Source organism: Zunongwangia pacifica (assembly GCF_023499215.1).
Taxonomy (GTDB): Bacteria; Bacteroidota; Bacteroidia; order Flavobacteriales; family Flavobacteriaceae; genus Zunongwangia; species Zunongwangia pacifica.
This window is the reverse complement of the sequence record NZ_JAKHSK010000039.1, coordinates 26,781-41,568: the sequence shown is the minus strand read 5'-3', so window position 1 is coordinate 41,568 and position 14,788 is coordinate 26,781. Positions and strand designations below refer to the sequence as shown.

Annotated in this window: 11 protein-coding genes; 9 read left to right on the top strand and 2 right to left on the bottom strand. The window is 36.5% G+C overall.

Annotated features, from left to right (window positions below):
• Positions 1 to 305: 305 nt before the first annotated feature.
• Together L1967_RS19075 and L1967_RS19070 are read right to left on the bottom strand one after the other, a co-directional pair.
• Positions 306 to 1,220 (bottom strand): AEC family transporter, encoded by a 915-nt coding sequence (locus tag L1967_RS19075; RefSeq protein WP_249603097.1) that lies wholly within the window; start codon positions 1,218 to 1,220, stop codon positions 306 to 308.
• A complete protein-coding gene (locus L1967_RS19070) occupies positions 1,207 to 2,724 on the bottom strand; it encodes an FAD/NAD(P)-binding protein (protein ID WP_249603096.1) in 1,518 nt (505 codons plus the stop codon). Before L1967_RS19070 ends, L1967_RS19075 begins: the two co-directional genes overlap by 14 nt.
• Before the next feature lie 345 nt (positions 2,725 to 3,069).
• On the opposite strand from L1967_RS19070, the gene L1967_RS19065 reads away from it, so the two are divergent.
• From L1967_RS19065 to L1967_RS19025, 9 genes are all read left to right on the top strand, one after another.
• A complete protein-coding gene (locus L1967_RS19065) occupies positions 3,070 to 4,944 on the top strand; it encodes a M1 family metallopeptidase (protein WP_249603095.1) in 1,875 nt (624 codons plus the stop codon).
• A gap of 122 nt (positions 4,945 to 5,066) precedes the next feature.
• Positions 5,067 to 5,960 carry a LysR family transcriptional regulator gene (locus tag L1967_RS19060; RefSeq protein ID WP_249603094.1) on the top strand — a complete coding sequence of 298 codons (894 nt, stop codon included), beginning with the start codon at positions 5,067 to 5,069 and terminating at the stop codon, positions 5,958 to 5,960.
• Positions 5,961 to 6,033: 73 nt separating this feature from the next.
• A complete protein-coding gene (locus tag L1967_RS19055; RefSeq protein ID WP_249603093.1) occupies positions 6,034 to 6,963 on the top strand; it encodes a YeiH family protein in 930 nt (309 codons plus the stop codon).
• A 172-nt stretch (positions 6,964 to 7,135) separates the two neighbouring features.
• A complete protein-coding gene (locus L1967_RS19050) occupies positions 7,136 to 7,591 on the top strand; it encodes an RpiB/LacA/LacB family sugar-phosphate isomerase (protein ID WP_249603092.1) in 456 nt (151 codons plus the stop codon).
• Positions 7,592 to 7,621: 30 nt separating this feature from the next.
• Positions 7,622 to 9,028: an NADP-dependent phosphogluconate dehydrogenase gene (gene gndA, locus L1967_RS19045; RefSeq protein WP_249603091.1), complete on the top strand. Its 1,407-nt coding sequence runs from the start codon at positions 7,622 to 7,624 to the stop codon at positions 9,026 to 9,028.
• 23 nt (positions 9,029 to 9,051) lie between these two features.
• Positions 9,052 to 10,578: a glucose-6-phosphate dehydrogenase gene (gene zwf / locus L1967_RS19040; RefSeq protein ID WP_249603090.1), complete on the top strand. Its 1,527-nt coding sequence runs from the start codon at positions 9,052 to 9,054 to the stop codon at positions 10,576 to 10,578.
• Positions 10,572 to 11,282, top strand: a complete 711-nt coding sequence (gene pgl / locus L1967_RS19035) for a 6-phosphogluconolactonase (protein ID WP_249603089.1) — start codon at positions 10,572 to 10,574, stop codon at positions 11,280 to 11,282. Before zwf ends, pgl begins: the two co-directional genes overlap by 7 nt.
• Before the next feature lie 355 nt (positions 11,283 to 11,637).
• A complete protein-coding gene (locus tag L1967_RS19030) occupies positions 11,638 to 13,992 on the top strand; it encodes a T9SS type B sorting domain-containing protein (protein WP_249603088.1) in 2,355 nt (784 codons plus the stop codon).
• Between the two features lie 371 nt (positions 13,993 to 14,363).
• On the top strand, positions 14,364 to 14,768 hold the full coding sequence (locus L1967_RS19025; protein WP_249603087.1) for a helix-turn-helix domain-containing protein: 405 nt from the start codon (positions 14,364 to 14,366) through the stop codon (positions 14,766 to 14,768).
• Positions 14,769 to 14,788: the final 20 nt, after the last annotated feature.

Sequence of the window (14,788 nt, the reverse complement as noted above, 5' to 3'; positions counted from 1 at the left end):
TTCTATTGTATCTTTGTCAAGTACAGAGTACATAAAGGGTTGGTTTTGATAATTGTATGTTTCGCAACACAAATATCTGCAACCCTTTTTTATTTTTAAAAAAAGTTTAAATCATTTCAATATTTGCATTGGCTCTGGCAAAAACTTTGACATTTATTTAATCCCTCATTAAGAGGATTTCCACCTGATAAATCGATATTATAAATAGGAATTGGAAAGGTTTTATTGAATCTTTAGCAACAAGATTACTGGTACTGATTTTCGTGGAATAGGATACTTCTATCGCTAAAAAACTCATCCTTTATTTAAGCGAAAATTAATGCTCCGATAGGCACCAGAATTAATGAAATGATCATGGAAAACACAATAAGTAGAGCCGCCTGTTTTTCCTGGGATTTTAAGAAAGAAGAAAATACGGCCAGGTTTGCGGCAATGGGAAAAAGCGGAATTAAAGCCATCACCTGGCGCTGCTCTTTATCCAACCCATCTATAAGCCAATATTCTAAACCCATTAAGACAGCGGTAATTAAAATTGCAGAAATGGCTCTTACACCCAGTACTTTTGCGTAATATCCCCAGTTTAAAGATTTAAAATGAATATTGGTTAAATTCATCCCGATAATGAGCATTCCCATTACCGAAACAACGGTTCCCATCACATTAACGACCGGCTTTACAGCTTCAGGAGTTTCAACTTTAAAGCCTTTTAAGATTAGGGCAAGGATAATCACATAAATAAAAGGAACCTTCAGGACTTCTAAAATGGCCTGTTTGGTGCTAAATTTAGATTTTGCTACCTGAATATAGCCAATAATATTTCCGTAGAGTGCCGTTCCCACATAAATACAGATAAGTGTGGTTACCGCTTCGTCACCAAATAAAGATTTAACGGTTGGTATTCCGAAGAAGGCTATATTAAAATAAGAAAAACCACTTTTTAGAATATTAATATCACCGGAGCTGTCGATGGATTTATTGACAAGCATTGCCGGGAATATCATTAAAAATGCCATTAAAAAAGAAAGGATCGCTAAAATTACCAAATTCGAAAATCCGGCATCTAAAACATGATCGATCACCAGAATAGGCAGTAAAACAAACAAAAGCGGTTTATGGATCCACGACTTTGGGATCCACTTTTTTTTATTAATTAAATAACCAACGGGGATACAACATAAATAGGGAAGCAAGCTTAGATAAAGCGATTTAAACGTGTCCATTAGCGCTGGTTTTAAAGATTATCTCAGAGGCTAACCGGGCAATGGTTTTTACATTAAACCAAACCGCATTTACGTCCATCAACATTCCATTTACTAAGTGGCCAACCGCATAAATATGGCTGCCTCCATTTTCTGAAATACATTGCATGGTATGGGGATTGATCACCGCGCCACCAATAGGATGGGGTTTTAAATATTGTTTCTTTACTAAATTTTCTATTAAAATATTTTTCATTTCTTCCAATTTCGTGGCGCTTCCCGTAGCATTAACCAGTTGATCCACTTCAAAAATCCCATCCTGTCCCGTAGTAATTTTAAAACAGTTTTTATCCTTCAGGAAACTAACGTCGTTATTCTGTGGTATGATTTCCAGTTGCCCTTTTTTTATTAATTCGACCAGTCTTTTTGCGTTATAAAGCGGAATAGCGTGTCGTGTAATAGTCCAATGCCTGCCTAACCATTTGGTAAAAATAATTTGTTCATGTAAGCTCATCCAACTCCATATCGTTGAAGTATCGTAACGCATCGCATAGGCCATATTCAGCAAAGCATCACCACCTTGTTCAGCTATCCTGATGTCGTATTTTAACAATGGTAGCGGATCTTTAGCATCCCGGTTTAAAGATTTCCAGTCAACAGGTTTTCCTTCAGCTTCTTCGATATCTTTTATAAATAACCGGAATAATTCTTTAGCCCTGGGAGGCTTACCATGTTCACGCTTTAGTTTATGTATGTTAGAAAGTGTTAGGTATTTGCGTTCAAAAATGTTGTTTTCATCAGGTTGTACTCTGGGGAGCATGCCATCTGGAGAGAACATGGTAATTTCTCCGGTATGCCCGTTATCTACCAAACTCATTACCGTATCGATGGCACTTAAACTGGTTCCCAAAATTCCTACGTGATCTTTTTTGCCGGTTCGTTCCAGTAGCCTCTTAGTTGGCCAGGGAAAATCGATATAATTTAAATGATCTTTAAACTCTTTAAAAGTATTAGGTTTTGGTGTGCCGGGCGCTAACAATACTTCGTCTACTTCAGTTGTATCATTATTGGTTAAATGAATACGTAATTTTTCATTTTCTAATCGATTTATATTAAAAGCTTCCGCTTCAATTCTTTCTACTTTAATATGCTTCTCCTCGGCCTTTTTGATGGTTTCCTGTAACTGTTCTGCTACATAATGACCGTAGAGCAACCTGCTGGTATACGCATTTTCCTCGTCGCTTTCGCTTTTTACATCGCTTCGGTATTTCCCGCCATGCTCTTTTAACCATTCTGCAAAATGAGTGGGTTCATGGGCATAAATACCCATAAGATCAGCCTGTGTATTTAAAATATGCGTCCGTTGTTTAGATCCAAATGCTAATCCATATCCCGCTTTTTCACTGCGCTCTATAAGCACAAACGAAATTTGTTGCTCTAATCTGGCATTAATACTTTGGATGATAAGCTCAATTAGAGCAGCAGATCCACAGGCTCCACCGCCAATAATGGCAATTTTCTTCATTTCTTTTTTTCCGCTTTTTTCTAATGTAATCAATCGGGAAAGAGCTGTAAAATTATTAACTTAATTTAAGAGGAATCGCATGTTTTTAAGTTTATTTCAGGGAATGGATAGTTCATAAATTAAAACCGAATCTGGAGCTTTTTCAAATTCGATTTTATTCGCTTTCCGTCCTGGTAGCTTTCGGCATGCTTCAAAATAAAAGACAATTTACTTTGAATTATTGTTAGAAATGATGCGACTAAATCGATAAATCAACAGAATAGACACTAAATATTGAAAAGCATGCAAAGCATAAGGAAATGTAGTTTCTATCACTTATTTTAGGACAATAATAAACCAAATTCAATGAGAAAATCCTTTATAACCGCATGCGTCGCTTCTCTTGTTATGGGAAGTTTTTCTTTTGCACAGGAGTTGTATGTTCCAAGGGACGTTAAAAAAGCATACGAGAACGAAACCCGAAGTAAGAGCGGAAAACCAGGTAAAAATTACTGGCAAAATTCGGCAAAATACAAGATAAATCTTCAGCTGGATCCTCCCAATCGTCAGGTAACCGGTTCCGAAGAAATTACCTATACCAATAATAGTCCGAATACCTTATCTTCCCTAAATTTTAAATTAATTCTGAATAATCATAAACCCGGTGCAGCACGTTTAGGGATGGCTTCAGATGATTATATGACCAACGGAATCCAAATTGATTCTTATGTAGAAAACAGAATAAAAAAAGGATGGAATTCAAAACATGACGGCACCAATAAAATGATTAAGCTGGAGACGCCGCTTCAACCCGGTGAAAGTGTTCATCTTAGTATTAACTGGCATTTTGAGGTTTCAAAACAAAGTGGGAGGGAAGGTGCTATTTTAGAAAATACGTTCTTCCTTGCTTATTTTTATCCTCGCGTCGCGGTTTACGATGATTATATGGGCTGGGATACCATGACCTTTTTTGGAATGCAGGAGTTCTATAACGATTTTAATGATTACGAAATTAATGTAAGCGTTCCTGAAGATTTTATCGTCTGGTCTACGGGAGATCTTTTAAATGCAGAAGAAGTACTTCAGAAAAAATACGCCAAAAAGCTGGAGAAATCCATGCAAAGTGATGAAGTAATACGTATCGTTACTCCAGAAGATCTTACAGAAAAAGAAATTACCAAAGCAGGAACCAATACCTGGAAGTGGAAGGCTAAGAATATTACAGATGTCGCCATTGCAGTGAGTAATGAATATAATTGGGATGCCGCCAGTGTGGTGGTCGATTCTACCGCCAATCGTCGCGTGAGTGTACAGGCCGCCTACGATGATGAATCTAAAGATTTTCATGAAATGGTGAATTATGGCCATCATGCGTTAAACTGGTTTTCACACCACTATCCTGGTATTCCCTATCCATATTCAAAATCTACACTGGTAAGAGGTCATGGTGATATGGAATATCCAATGATGGTAAACGATAATTCACATGAAGATCCCGATCTGGCGCGTTTTGTGGCAGAGCATGAAATTGCGCACACCTATTTCCCTTTTTATATGGGTACCAACGAAACGAGATTCGGATTTATGGACGAGGGGTGGGCAACCACTTTAGAACATTTAATAGGAATTGAAGATCTGGGCAAAGAAAAAGCGGTTGAAGATTTTAAAAACTTCAGGATAAAACGTTGGATCACAGATGATAATATGGAACAGGATGTGCCTATTATTACACCGTCTAATATTTTAAGCGGCCCGGTGTATCGTAACAATTCTTATGGAAAAGCAGCGCTTGGTTACCTGGCCTTAAAAGATATGTTGGGTGACGATCTTTTTAAGAAAGCCTTACAGGGTTATATGGATCGTTGGCACGGTAAACACCCAATTCCGTGGGATTTCTTCTACAGTATTAATGATCTTAGCGGAAAAGATTTAAACTGGTTTTGGGATCGCTGGTATTTTAAACCGAATTATATCGATGTTAAGATTGAAAGTGTACAGCAGGATAACAATTCGGTTGAAATTGTTGTCAATAATGTAGGTGGAATGCCGGCACCTTTTGATGTAAAACTGACTTTCGCTGATGGAAGCACAAAAAATATACATCAAAAATCTACAATCTGGAAGAATGCTGAAGATACTTTTTCTATACAAATTGAAACAGCTAAAGAAGTAAAAGCAATCGATCTTGAAGGTGGCATCTGGATGGATGCCACCCCAGAAAATAATAGCTGGAAAAAATAACCAATCTCAGTTTTTAAAGCTTTTTAAAACTGCTCTCGATATTGTAAAAATCGGGAGCTTTTTTTGTAATAACTTCTTCTAACCAATTCATTTTTGGATCTTTATTATTACTTTTGATTATAATGTTCGATTTTAAATTACAGGTTTTTCAAAGTGTGGCGTCGCGGCTTAGTTTTTCTAAAGCGGCAGAAGATCTTCATATCACACAGCCAGCGGTGACCAGGCATATTCGGCAAATGGAGGCTCATTTTAACCAAAAGCTCTTTAAGCGTAAAGGAAACAGCATCGCACTTACCGAAGCCGGGAAATTACTGCTTTCGCACAGCAAGCTTATTTTTCAGCAATATGAGAAAGCGGAGTTTGATATGAATTCGTTGATCGATAAAAACGAAGGAAGCCTAAGAATTGCCGCCAGTACAACCATCGCTCAGTATATTTTACCAGAAGTGCTGGCAAAATTTCATCAAAAATTCCCCAAAATTAAGATCCATTTACTGAATATGAATACCGAGAAAGTAGAAAAATCGGTGATGAATAATTCGGTAGAATTAGGATTTATCGAGGGCCAATCGAAGAACCGAGAATTGGCTTACCAAGCTTTTTTAGAAGATGAAATCGTTCTGGTGGTCGATAAATCCCATCCATTAGCTAAGAAAAACCAGATCTCAATTTCAGCATTACAGGATGTTCCGCTTGTATTAAGGGAAAAAGGATCTGGTACGCGCGAAGTAATCCTAAAAGCCTTTCAGCATGAAAACTTAAAAGTTGAAGCACTAAATATCGAATTAGAATTAGGAAGCTCAGAAAGTATAAAATCGTATCTGGCTAATGGACATAGCGGTAGTTTTTTGAGTATCAATACGGTTTTAAAAGAACTAAAGCACGGTGACTTTTATATTGTGGACATCGAAGAGCTGCAAATTAAGCGGGATTTCTTTTTTATTCAGCAACAGGGACATCATTCTAAATTAAATTCGGTGTTTTTAAAATTCCTTCAGCATCATTATAACTTTTAGTTATATGGCATAACTATTTATCATTTGATTGGGAGCAGGACTGCAGCTACTTTTGAAGTATAATATTCAGTTTATGAAACCTGTAATTACTTCAGTTGTATTTGTAATACTTTGCCTGGCATGTCTGTTTCCGGTGATAAATCCGCCTATCGCTTTGGCCGCAGGGATAGTATTCGCGCAATTTTTTCAGAATCCCTTTCCGCAAAAAACACAAATAAGCATAAACTGGTTATTAAAAATCTCGGTTATTGGTCTTGGCTTCGGGATGAATATCGACAAAGCAGTAACGGCAGGAAAAGACGGATTTATTTTTACGATCTTATCCATTACTTTAACGATTGGATTGGGGATGCTGATTGGTAAACTTTTTAAAATCGATCAAAAAATCGCCAAACTCATAAGTTCGGGGACCGCGATTTGTGGGGGTAGTGCCATTGCGGCAATTTCTCCCATTATAAAAGCCGATGCTAAACAAATTTCAATAGCTATTGGCAGTGTTTTTCTTTTAAACAGCCTCGCACTGTTTCTATTTCCGGTTTTAGGCCATTATTTTAATATGAGTCAGCATCAATTTGGGATCTGGAGTGCGATTGCCATTCACGATACCAGCTCGGTTGTCGGTGCAGCGCAGGTTTATGGAAATGAAGCGCTGGAAATTGCTACTACGGTAAAATTAGCCCGGGCGCTATGGATTTTACCGGTATCTGTTTTGTTTGCCTTAAGCAGTCATACTGAACTGAAGAAGATTAAGATTCCATATTTTATTGGTCTTTTTATTTTAGCGATCATGGCCAATACCTATATCCCAAATATCGAATTTGTGGCGCCAAAAATTGTTTCGGTCTCTAAAATGGGCTTAACGCTCGTATTATTTTTAATTGGAAGCACGTTAAACTATAAAAGTTTTATGCAAGTGGGCATTAAACCGGTGATTTTAGCCATTTTTATATGGATTTTTATCAGTATCGTTTCTTTAATCGGAGTGCTGCAATTAATAAATTGAAGGTCAAAAACATCCAAAATCGATATTTTGTGTAGCACAATTTTCTAAAATACTGGTATAACTTCGCCATTTCAAAGGTTTTAATATTTTTATAAGGTTTTGTCTTGCCTCCAAACAGATTTAATTAGTTAATTTTAGCATTCGAAATGATTAAAACCAAAAGATTCACTTCATGAAAATCGGAATTGCTGCAGATCATGCCGGCTTAGAACAGAAAGAAAAGTTATTGGAACTTTTAAAAAATAAAAATTTCGAGATACAGGATTTTGGTGCCTTCGAATATAAAAGTGACGACGATTATCCAGATGTGGTGACTCCTTTAGCCAAAGCCTTAAGCGCACATAAAGTTGATAAAGCTATTGCCGTTTGTGGTAGTGGGGTAGGTGTTTCTATCGTTGCCAATAAATTCCCCGGGGTGCGTGCGGCGTTAATTTCAGAAACCTATTCGGCACATCAGGGTGTAGAACATGACGATATGAATATGATTTGTGTTGGCGGAAGAGTGCTGGGGACTTCACTTATCCTGGAGATTATTTGGGCCTTTTTAAATGCCGAATTTCAGCAGGACGAGCGTTTTGTAAGACGGTTGGATAAAGTCTTAGAGATAGAAAAAAAGAATTTTAAATAAATAGAATAGTTAAGAACCTAAAACTGAATCATGAAAGAATTCGATTTTGGAATTGTTGGTCTTGGAGTAATGGGGAGAAACCTTTTACTAAATATGGCCGACCATAAATTTTCTGTAGCCGGACTGGATTTAGATGCCGAAAAAGCGGCCTCTCTGGAAAAAGAAGCTTCAGAAGAACACACGATAAAAGGAACAACCTCGGCAGAAGAATTTTGCGGATTAATTCGTAAACCAAGAGCGATTATGCTCCTGGTTCCGGCAGGAAAACCTGTAGATTCGGCTATCAATTCGTTACTACCTTATTTAGAAGAAGGAGATGTTTTAGTCGATGGGGGAAATTCGTATTTCCCCGATACCAATCGTCGTGTAGATGAACTTGCTGAAAAAGGTATCCATTTCTTCGGAATGGGAATCTCTGGTGGTGAAAAAGGAGCGCGTTTTGGCCCAAGTATGATGCCTGGCGGAAATGCGGAAGCATACGAAAGACTTCGCCCTATTTTTGAAGCGGTAGCGGCAAAAGTAAACGATGAGCCCTGTGTAACGTATCTTGGTAAAGGATCTGCCGGAAACTATGTAAAAATGGTTCATAATGGTATCGAATATGCCATCATGCAGCTTATTGCAGAGGTTTATGATCTATTAAAAAGAGGATACGGCGTAGAAGATGCTAAAATTCAGCAATTATTTGAAAAATGGAACAATTCAGAATTAGCCTCTTTTCTGGTAGAAATTACTTCTGAAATTCTTAAAAAAGAAGATGAAGTTACTGGAAAGGGTATTTTACTGAATTATATCTCTGACGCGGCAAAAGCCAAAGGAACCGGTAAATGGACCTCTCAGAACGCCATGGATATTCAGGCGCCTATCCCGGCGATTAACGCGGCGGTAGAAATGCGTGATATTTCAAAATATAAAGAAGAGCGTGTAGAGGCTTCAAAGAAATTAAAATGGAATGATGCTTCAGAAATTTCAGAAGAAGAGATTTTTGATGCATTAACCGATGCGTTCTACTTTGGTATGATTACCATTTATGCTCAGGGATTAGCCCAGTTAACAATCGCTTCCAAAGAGTATGATTACGGCTTAAATCTGGAAGAGGTGGCTAAAATCTGGAGAGGTGGTTGTATTATCAGAGCGGCCTGTTTAGAAGATTTTAGACAAGCTTACAGTAAATCTCCAGAGCTTCCTAACCTTTTATTAGACGAAACTATAGGTAAAGCTTTAGAAGAAAAGCAGGGTGCAGCACGTAAGGTGGTAAAAACCTTTATCGACAAAGGTATCCCATCTTCGGTATTTAGTACTACGGTATCTTATTTTGATTCTTACAGAAGTGAAATTTTGCCTACCAACCTTATCCAGGCACAAAGAGATTTCTTTGGAGCGCATAAATACGAGCGTAATGATAAGGAAGGTGTTTTTCATACTGAGTGGAATTAAGCCTCAATTAATTTAAAACTAAAATGAAGACAGAAAAGAAAGCGGCCCCAACGATCATTGTCATATTTGGTGGTACAGGAGATCTTGCCAGTCGCAAATTAATCCCCGCATTTTATAACCTTTATCTTGATGATCGAATGGCAGATCATTTTGCCATTTTCGGATTAGGAAGATCAGATTTTGATGATGCTTCTTACCGAAAAGATCTTTATAAAAAATTAAAAGAATTTTCCCGTCGCGATCCGGATGCCAAAATTTGGAAGAAATTCGAAGAATCGATTTATTACTTTAAATCAGATATCACCAACGAAAAATCCTATCAGGATTTACATACCAAACTGGATAATCTCGATAAGGAATGGGGAGAACGTGCCAATAGATTATTTTATCTATCGGTATCTCCTAAGTTTATCGATGATATTACCGCGAACCTTAAAAACCAGAAATTAGTAGAAGAACTGGAAAAAGACCGTCTGGTGATCGAAAAACCATTTGGTTATGATCTGGAATCTTCTATAGAGCTGAATAAATTGCTTCGCCGGACTTTTGACGAAAAACAAATTTTCAGGATCGATCATTATTTGGGTAAGGAAACGGTTCAGAATATTTTGGCTTTCCGTTTTGGAAATGCGTTGTTCGAGCCCCTTTGGAACCGAAATTATATTGATTATGTGCAAATTACCGTTGCAGAGAAGGTTGGTGTGGGTTCGCGTGGTGGCTATTATGAAGGCTCGGGAGCACTTCGGGATATGATCCAGAATCACCTGTTACAAATCCTTTGTATGGTAGCGATGGAAGCTCCAATTTCGGCCGATGCTGAAGAAATTCGAAATCGTAAAGTAGAAGTTTTACGTGCTATACGTAGAATAAAACCGGATGAAGTAAGCAAAAATGCCGTTCGTGGCCAATACAGTGCTGGTTGGGTAGAAGGAGAAAAAGTACCTGGATACCGTGAAGAAAAAGGAGTAAACGAAAATTCGAATACCGAAACGTTTGCAGCAATTAAATTTTTTATTGATAACTGGCGTTGGCAAAATGTCCCGTTTTATTTAAGGACCGGTAAACGTATGCAAGAGAAAAGCTCTTCAATAACAATTCAGTTTAGACCCGTACCACATGCGGCATTTCCCGGGGAACAGTCTAATAACATTATGCCTAACAAGTTAACCATTAACTTGCAACCGCAAATGGATATTAGGTTACGTTTTATGACCAAAAAACCAGGTTTAGAGATGAATCTAAACCCTTCTGAAATGGTTTTTAATTACGATAGCTGTTCTACCCATACTCCAGAAGCTTACGAGACTTTATTACTTGATGCCATGCTGGGGGATACCACCTTGTTTATGCGATCAGATCAGGTAGAAGAAGCCTGGGATGTGATTAAAACCGTTCAGGAAGCCTGGGACAGCAGGGAATCGATTAATTTCCCTAATTATCAGGCAGGAAGCTATGGCCCTGAAAATGCAGAAGCCCTTATTGCGCAACAGGGACATGTATGGTCGATAAACGTACCTGGAAAAAAAGAAAAGAAACAAGAGGAATGCTGAATATATATCAAACCAAAGAAGAAGCTAGTCGCGCTGCAGCTCAGCATTTTGTAGAACGTGCAAATCTTGCCATTGAAGAGCATGACAAGTTTACCGTTGCCTTAACCGGTGGATCGTCACCCGGCGGGATGTACGATTTGCTAACAACAGAGTTTAAAGATCAGGTAGCCTGGGATAAACTTTTTGTTTTTTGGTGTGACGAAAGATGGGTGCCTATTGAAGACGAACGTAGCAATGCAGGAAATGCTTTTAAAGATTTTCTTAATAAAGTGAATATCCCAAAAGATCAGATTTTCCCGATGTATAAAGACGGAATTTCTGCGGAAGAATACGCGCAAGAATATGCTGAAATTTTAGAGAAGGTTTTAGAAGATGGTAAAACCTTTGATCTCATCTTTTTAGGAATGGGGGACGATGGTCATACCGCTTCATTATTCCCGGGAGAAAAAGTAATCCACGAAAAAGAGAAGAAAGTAGCTGCTTACTTCCTGGAACCTCAGGATATGTACCGGATTACATTAACCGCACCATTAATTAATGTGGCTAAAAGTGTGGCATTTATAGCCTTTGGCGCTAAAAAAGCAGATGCACTTTATGAAGTAATAAAAGGAGAGAAAAATATTGAAAAATATCCTTCTCAGATTATTGCTCCCGAGGGAGAACTTATGTGGTATGTGGATAAAGAAGCTGCTGCAAGAATTTAGAATTTCAGTATAAACTATATATTTCTAAAAATCCGGACTAATCTTTATTTCGGATTTTTTTTTGAGTTAAAATTAATGTTAAAAAAAAGCATAAAAAATATTATCGATATTCTTGATATTTTATACCTAAAAGTTAATTTTGAGCAAGCTCAAATTACATAATCTGGCATGAGAAATTTTGTTTTGATTTGCTGCTTTTTATTATTCAGGAATTCCATTTTTAAACAAATAGAATATCCTAGAAGCTCTAAAAAAACAGCTGAAAACACCTATTTTGAACAGCTATTTTTAAATAGCTATCAATGGATGGTAAATCGTTCTAATTTAAGTATTCAGGACTTATTTAAGGTTGAAAATGAATAATTTAAGCCATCTTTTTAAGCTAGGTATCTTTATATTATGTCTTCTACTTTTTAGTCTAAAATTAGTAGCACAATGCCCAACTGGTAATGTTACGATTAATTCGCAAAGTGACTTGATCCAATTTCAAAATAATTATCCAAATTGTACAATTATAAATGGTAATCTTAGTATCTCTAGCTTGGTTATCGATTTATCTCCGCTTCAAAATATCGAAGAGATTAAAGGAAATCTTACAATTAGCAATACGAATATTGAAGATCTAACTACGACGCTTTCAATTTCTAAAATTGATGGTGATCTTAACATTATCAATAACAATTTGCTTAGACATGTAAATTCATTTAACGAATTGACCGAGGTAAATAATATCAATATAAATCGAATTAGTGGCTATTTTGAAGGTTTCGACAAACTTGAGAAAGTAAATACCATAGATTTAAACAATCTTGGGATGTCCCTTGATGCCTTTCAAAATTTAAAATTTGTTGAAGAAAGCCTTATAATGGATGATCTGGGTATAGCATTAAGTATTTACCAAGCCTTCAATAAAGTAGAATATATAAAAGGGAGTCTGGTTATTAGGGATTATCCACATGGAATTGGCTTATTTTCAGAATTAAAATACGTTGGTAAAGATCTATTTATAAATAGAACTGGTATTAATGAAATAGAAGGTTTTAACAAATTAGAAAGCATTGGTAGTTTAGGCGGAGGTGATTTTGAAATTACAGAATCCCTGGAGTTAACTGTTTTTACAGGATTTAATAATTTACAACGTGTTTATGGCAATATGGTAATTACGGGCAATCCAGAACTACCATCGATAAGTGGATTCTATAATTTGGAAAAAATAGACAGAGCTCTTATAATTCAAAATAATAACAAATTGGCCGCATTAACGGGGCTAGAGAACTTAAATGCTGTAAGTAATAATTTTGGAAATCTTGGATTAATAATCTCTAGTAATCAAGAATTAACAGATTGTTCCGCTATATGTAATTTATTGGCGAACAATAGAGTTTACGATGACGTTGAAATATTAAATAATCCTTCTGAATGTAGTACAAGACAGGAAATTGAGGCTAACTGTTTACCAGATTTTGACAATGATGGTATTCCAGATGATATAGATCTGGACGATGATAATGACGGAATCCCAGATATCATTGAAGATAATGGTATACTCGATCGTGACTCAGATAATGACGGTAGTCCAGATAAGCGAGATCTGGACAGTGATAATGATGGTTGTTATGATGTTCTTGAAGCTGGTTTTAATGATGATGATAATAACGGAACATTAGGAAGTTCTCCAGATACTGTAGATGAAGATGGCTTAATTATTAGTGAAACAACTGGCTATACAACTCCTTTAGATGAAGACAACAATGGAATTTATGACTTTCAGGAAGCATTTACACTAAGTGCAGGGAACGACGCAAGCCTAAATCTATGCCAGAATGGAGGCTTAGTGGATTTATTTGATTATTTGGGCCCTGATGCTCAAACAGGCGGAACCTGGAGCCCCGGATTAACTTCAAATTCTTCGATTTTTGATCCCTCTGTAGACGCAGAAGGTCTTTATACTTATACCGTGAATAATTATTGTGTGTCAAAGACTGCAATAGTTGAAGTGATTTTTACGGCTCAACCAAACCCAGGATTAGATTCCAATATCTCCGTATGTAAATACGAAACACCATTTGCCTTAATTGATTATTTAGAGGGCACTCCAGATTCAAATGGCTATTGGGAACCTACTTTACAAAATGGTGTTTTCAATCCTCAATTAGATAATGCAGGCACATACGTATATAGGGTTTCAAACGCTAACTGTGAAGTGCTATCTTCACAGATTACTATTACACTTTTTGATAGAAATAAACCAATAAATTATCGATTTTCTAAAAAGAATAATCATGATGGATCTTATGATATCAATTTTGAAACCGAGAAAGAATCGAATTACATTTTCATATTAGATGATAATAGTAAGAATACTACAGGAAATTATTACGGTATATCGCCAGGGATTCATAAGATTGAAATAGTAGAAGTGGACGGATGTGCTTATATAAAAGAAGAGATTTATTTAATTGGATTTCCTAATTATTTTTCACCGAATAACGATGGTATAAATGACAGCTGGAAACCAATTGGAATTGGTGATAATGCGATTGAAATCTCGATTTTTGATCGGTACGGGAATTTAATTACTATCCTTAAAAAAGATGAGGAATGGGATGGTACTCTAAATGGAAAACCACTTCCTGAAGACGATTATTGGTTTAAGGCAACTATCGATCTTGAAAGAAAGCAAAGAGGTCATTTCAGCTTAATTCGTTAAGTAAAGCTCAATCTATTTTAGAATACAATCTAACCAACAAAATGCCGTTATAATAGCTGAATAAACTTTGTGTTGATAAAATTTCAATAAAGATTAAACAAAATGAAGTTGTGGCATTACAATTGCATTAGTTATTTACAAATACTTATAGTATAAAAGAACATTATTAATTTCTTAGCCGTAGCGTTTTTACACCCTACTATTAACGAAGGCTTTTAGATAAAACAATCGCATTAATGAGTTTGTTCATATCTTACATTGTGGGCTTCGTGTTGCTAATTAGTTTGGGGATATTCGCAATTTCCGGATCAACACTCGTTTTATTTATTTTATTCCCTCTTTTTCTCATTATGATTTGTAATAGTGGGGTATTGGACAAGAGTGAGCATTCTTCTTCACAATTAAATTATATCGATTATGGTATGGCTTTGGAATATTCCAGATTGCTCGACAAAATCATGCAAAGGGAAAAGTTTTATTTAATCCAGAATCTAAAAATAGATGAAATCAGCAAGCATTTAATGCTCACTTCAAAAGAACTCGATTATATTCTACAAAAGGCCAAGCGGAAATCCTTCAATCAATACCTGGACGATCTAAGAGTGACTGAAGTAAAAGAAATGATCAATATCCCGGAGTATGAGAATTGTGACCTGGAATGTCTGGCCGAGTCCTGTGGTTTTAGCAATTTTAATGATTTCGAAAGTGCGTTATGTCGGGTCTATAATACCAATCCGCAGGAATTCCGTGAGCAGTTTATAGAGCAGGATGTGTGATCTACTATACTAAATGTTAG

What these genes read in the sequence shown, in the direction of transcription:
- L1967_RS19075 (WP_249603097.1), bottom strand. Translation starts at nt 1,220, where the DNA reads ATGGACACGTTTAAATCGCTTTATCTAAGCTTGCTTCCCTATTTATGT.
- L1967_RS19070 (WP_249603096.1), bottom strand. Translation starts at nt 2,724, where the DNA reads ATGAAGAAAATTGCCATTATTGGCGGTGGAGCCTGTGGATCTGCTGCT.
- L1967_RS19065 (WP_249603095.1), top strand. Translation starts at nt 3,070, where the DNA reads ATGAGAAAATCCTTTATAACCGCATGCGTCGCTTCTCTTGTTATGGGA.
- L1967_RS19060 (WP_249603094.1), top strand. Translation starts at nt 5,067, where the DNA reads ATGTTCGATTTTAAATTACAGGTTTTTCAAAGTGTGGCGTCGCGGCTT.
- L1967_RS19055 (WP_249603093.1), top strand. Translation starts at nt 6,034, where the DNA reads ATGAAACCTGTAATTACTTCAGTTGTATTTGTAATACTTTGCCTGGCA.
- L1967_RS19050 (WP_249603092.1), top strand. Translation starts at nt 7,136, where the DNA reads ATGAAAATCGGAATTGCTGCAGATCATGCCGGCTTAGAACAGAAAGAA.
- gndA (WP_249603091.1), top strand. Translation starts at nt 7,622, where the DNA reads ATGAAAGAATTCGATTTTGGAATTGTTGGTCTTGGAGTAATGGGGAGA.
- zwf (WP_249603090.1), top strand. Translation starts at nt 9,052, where the DNA reads ATGAAGACAGAAAAGAAAGCGGCCCCAACGATCATTGTCATATTTGGT.
- pgl (WP_249603089.1), top strand. Translation starts at nt 10,572, where the DNA reads ATGCTGAATATATATCAAACCAAAGAAGAAGCTAGTCGCGCTGCAGCT.
- L1967_RS19030 (WP_249603088.1), top strand. Translation starts at nt 11,638, where the DNA reads ATGAATAATTTAAGCCATCTTTTTAAGCTAGGTATCTTTATATTATGT.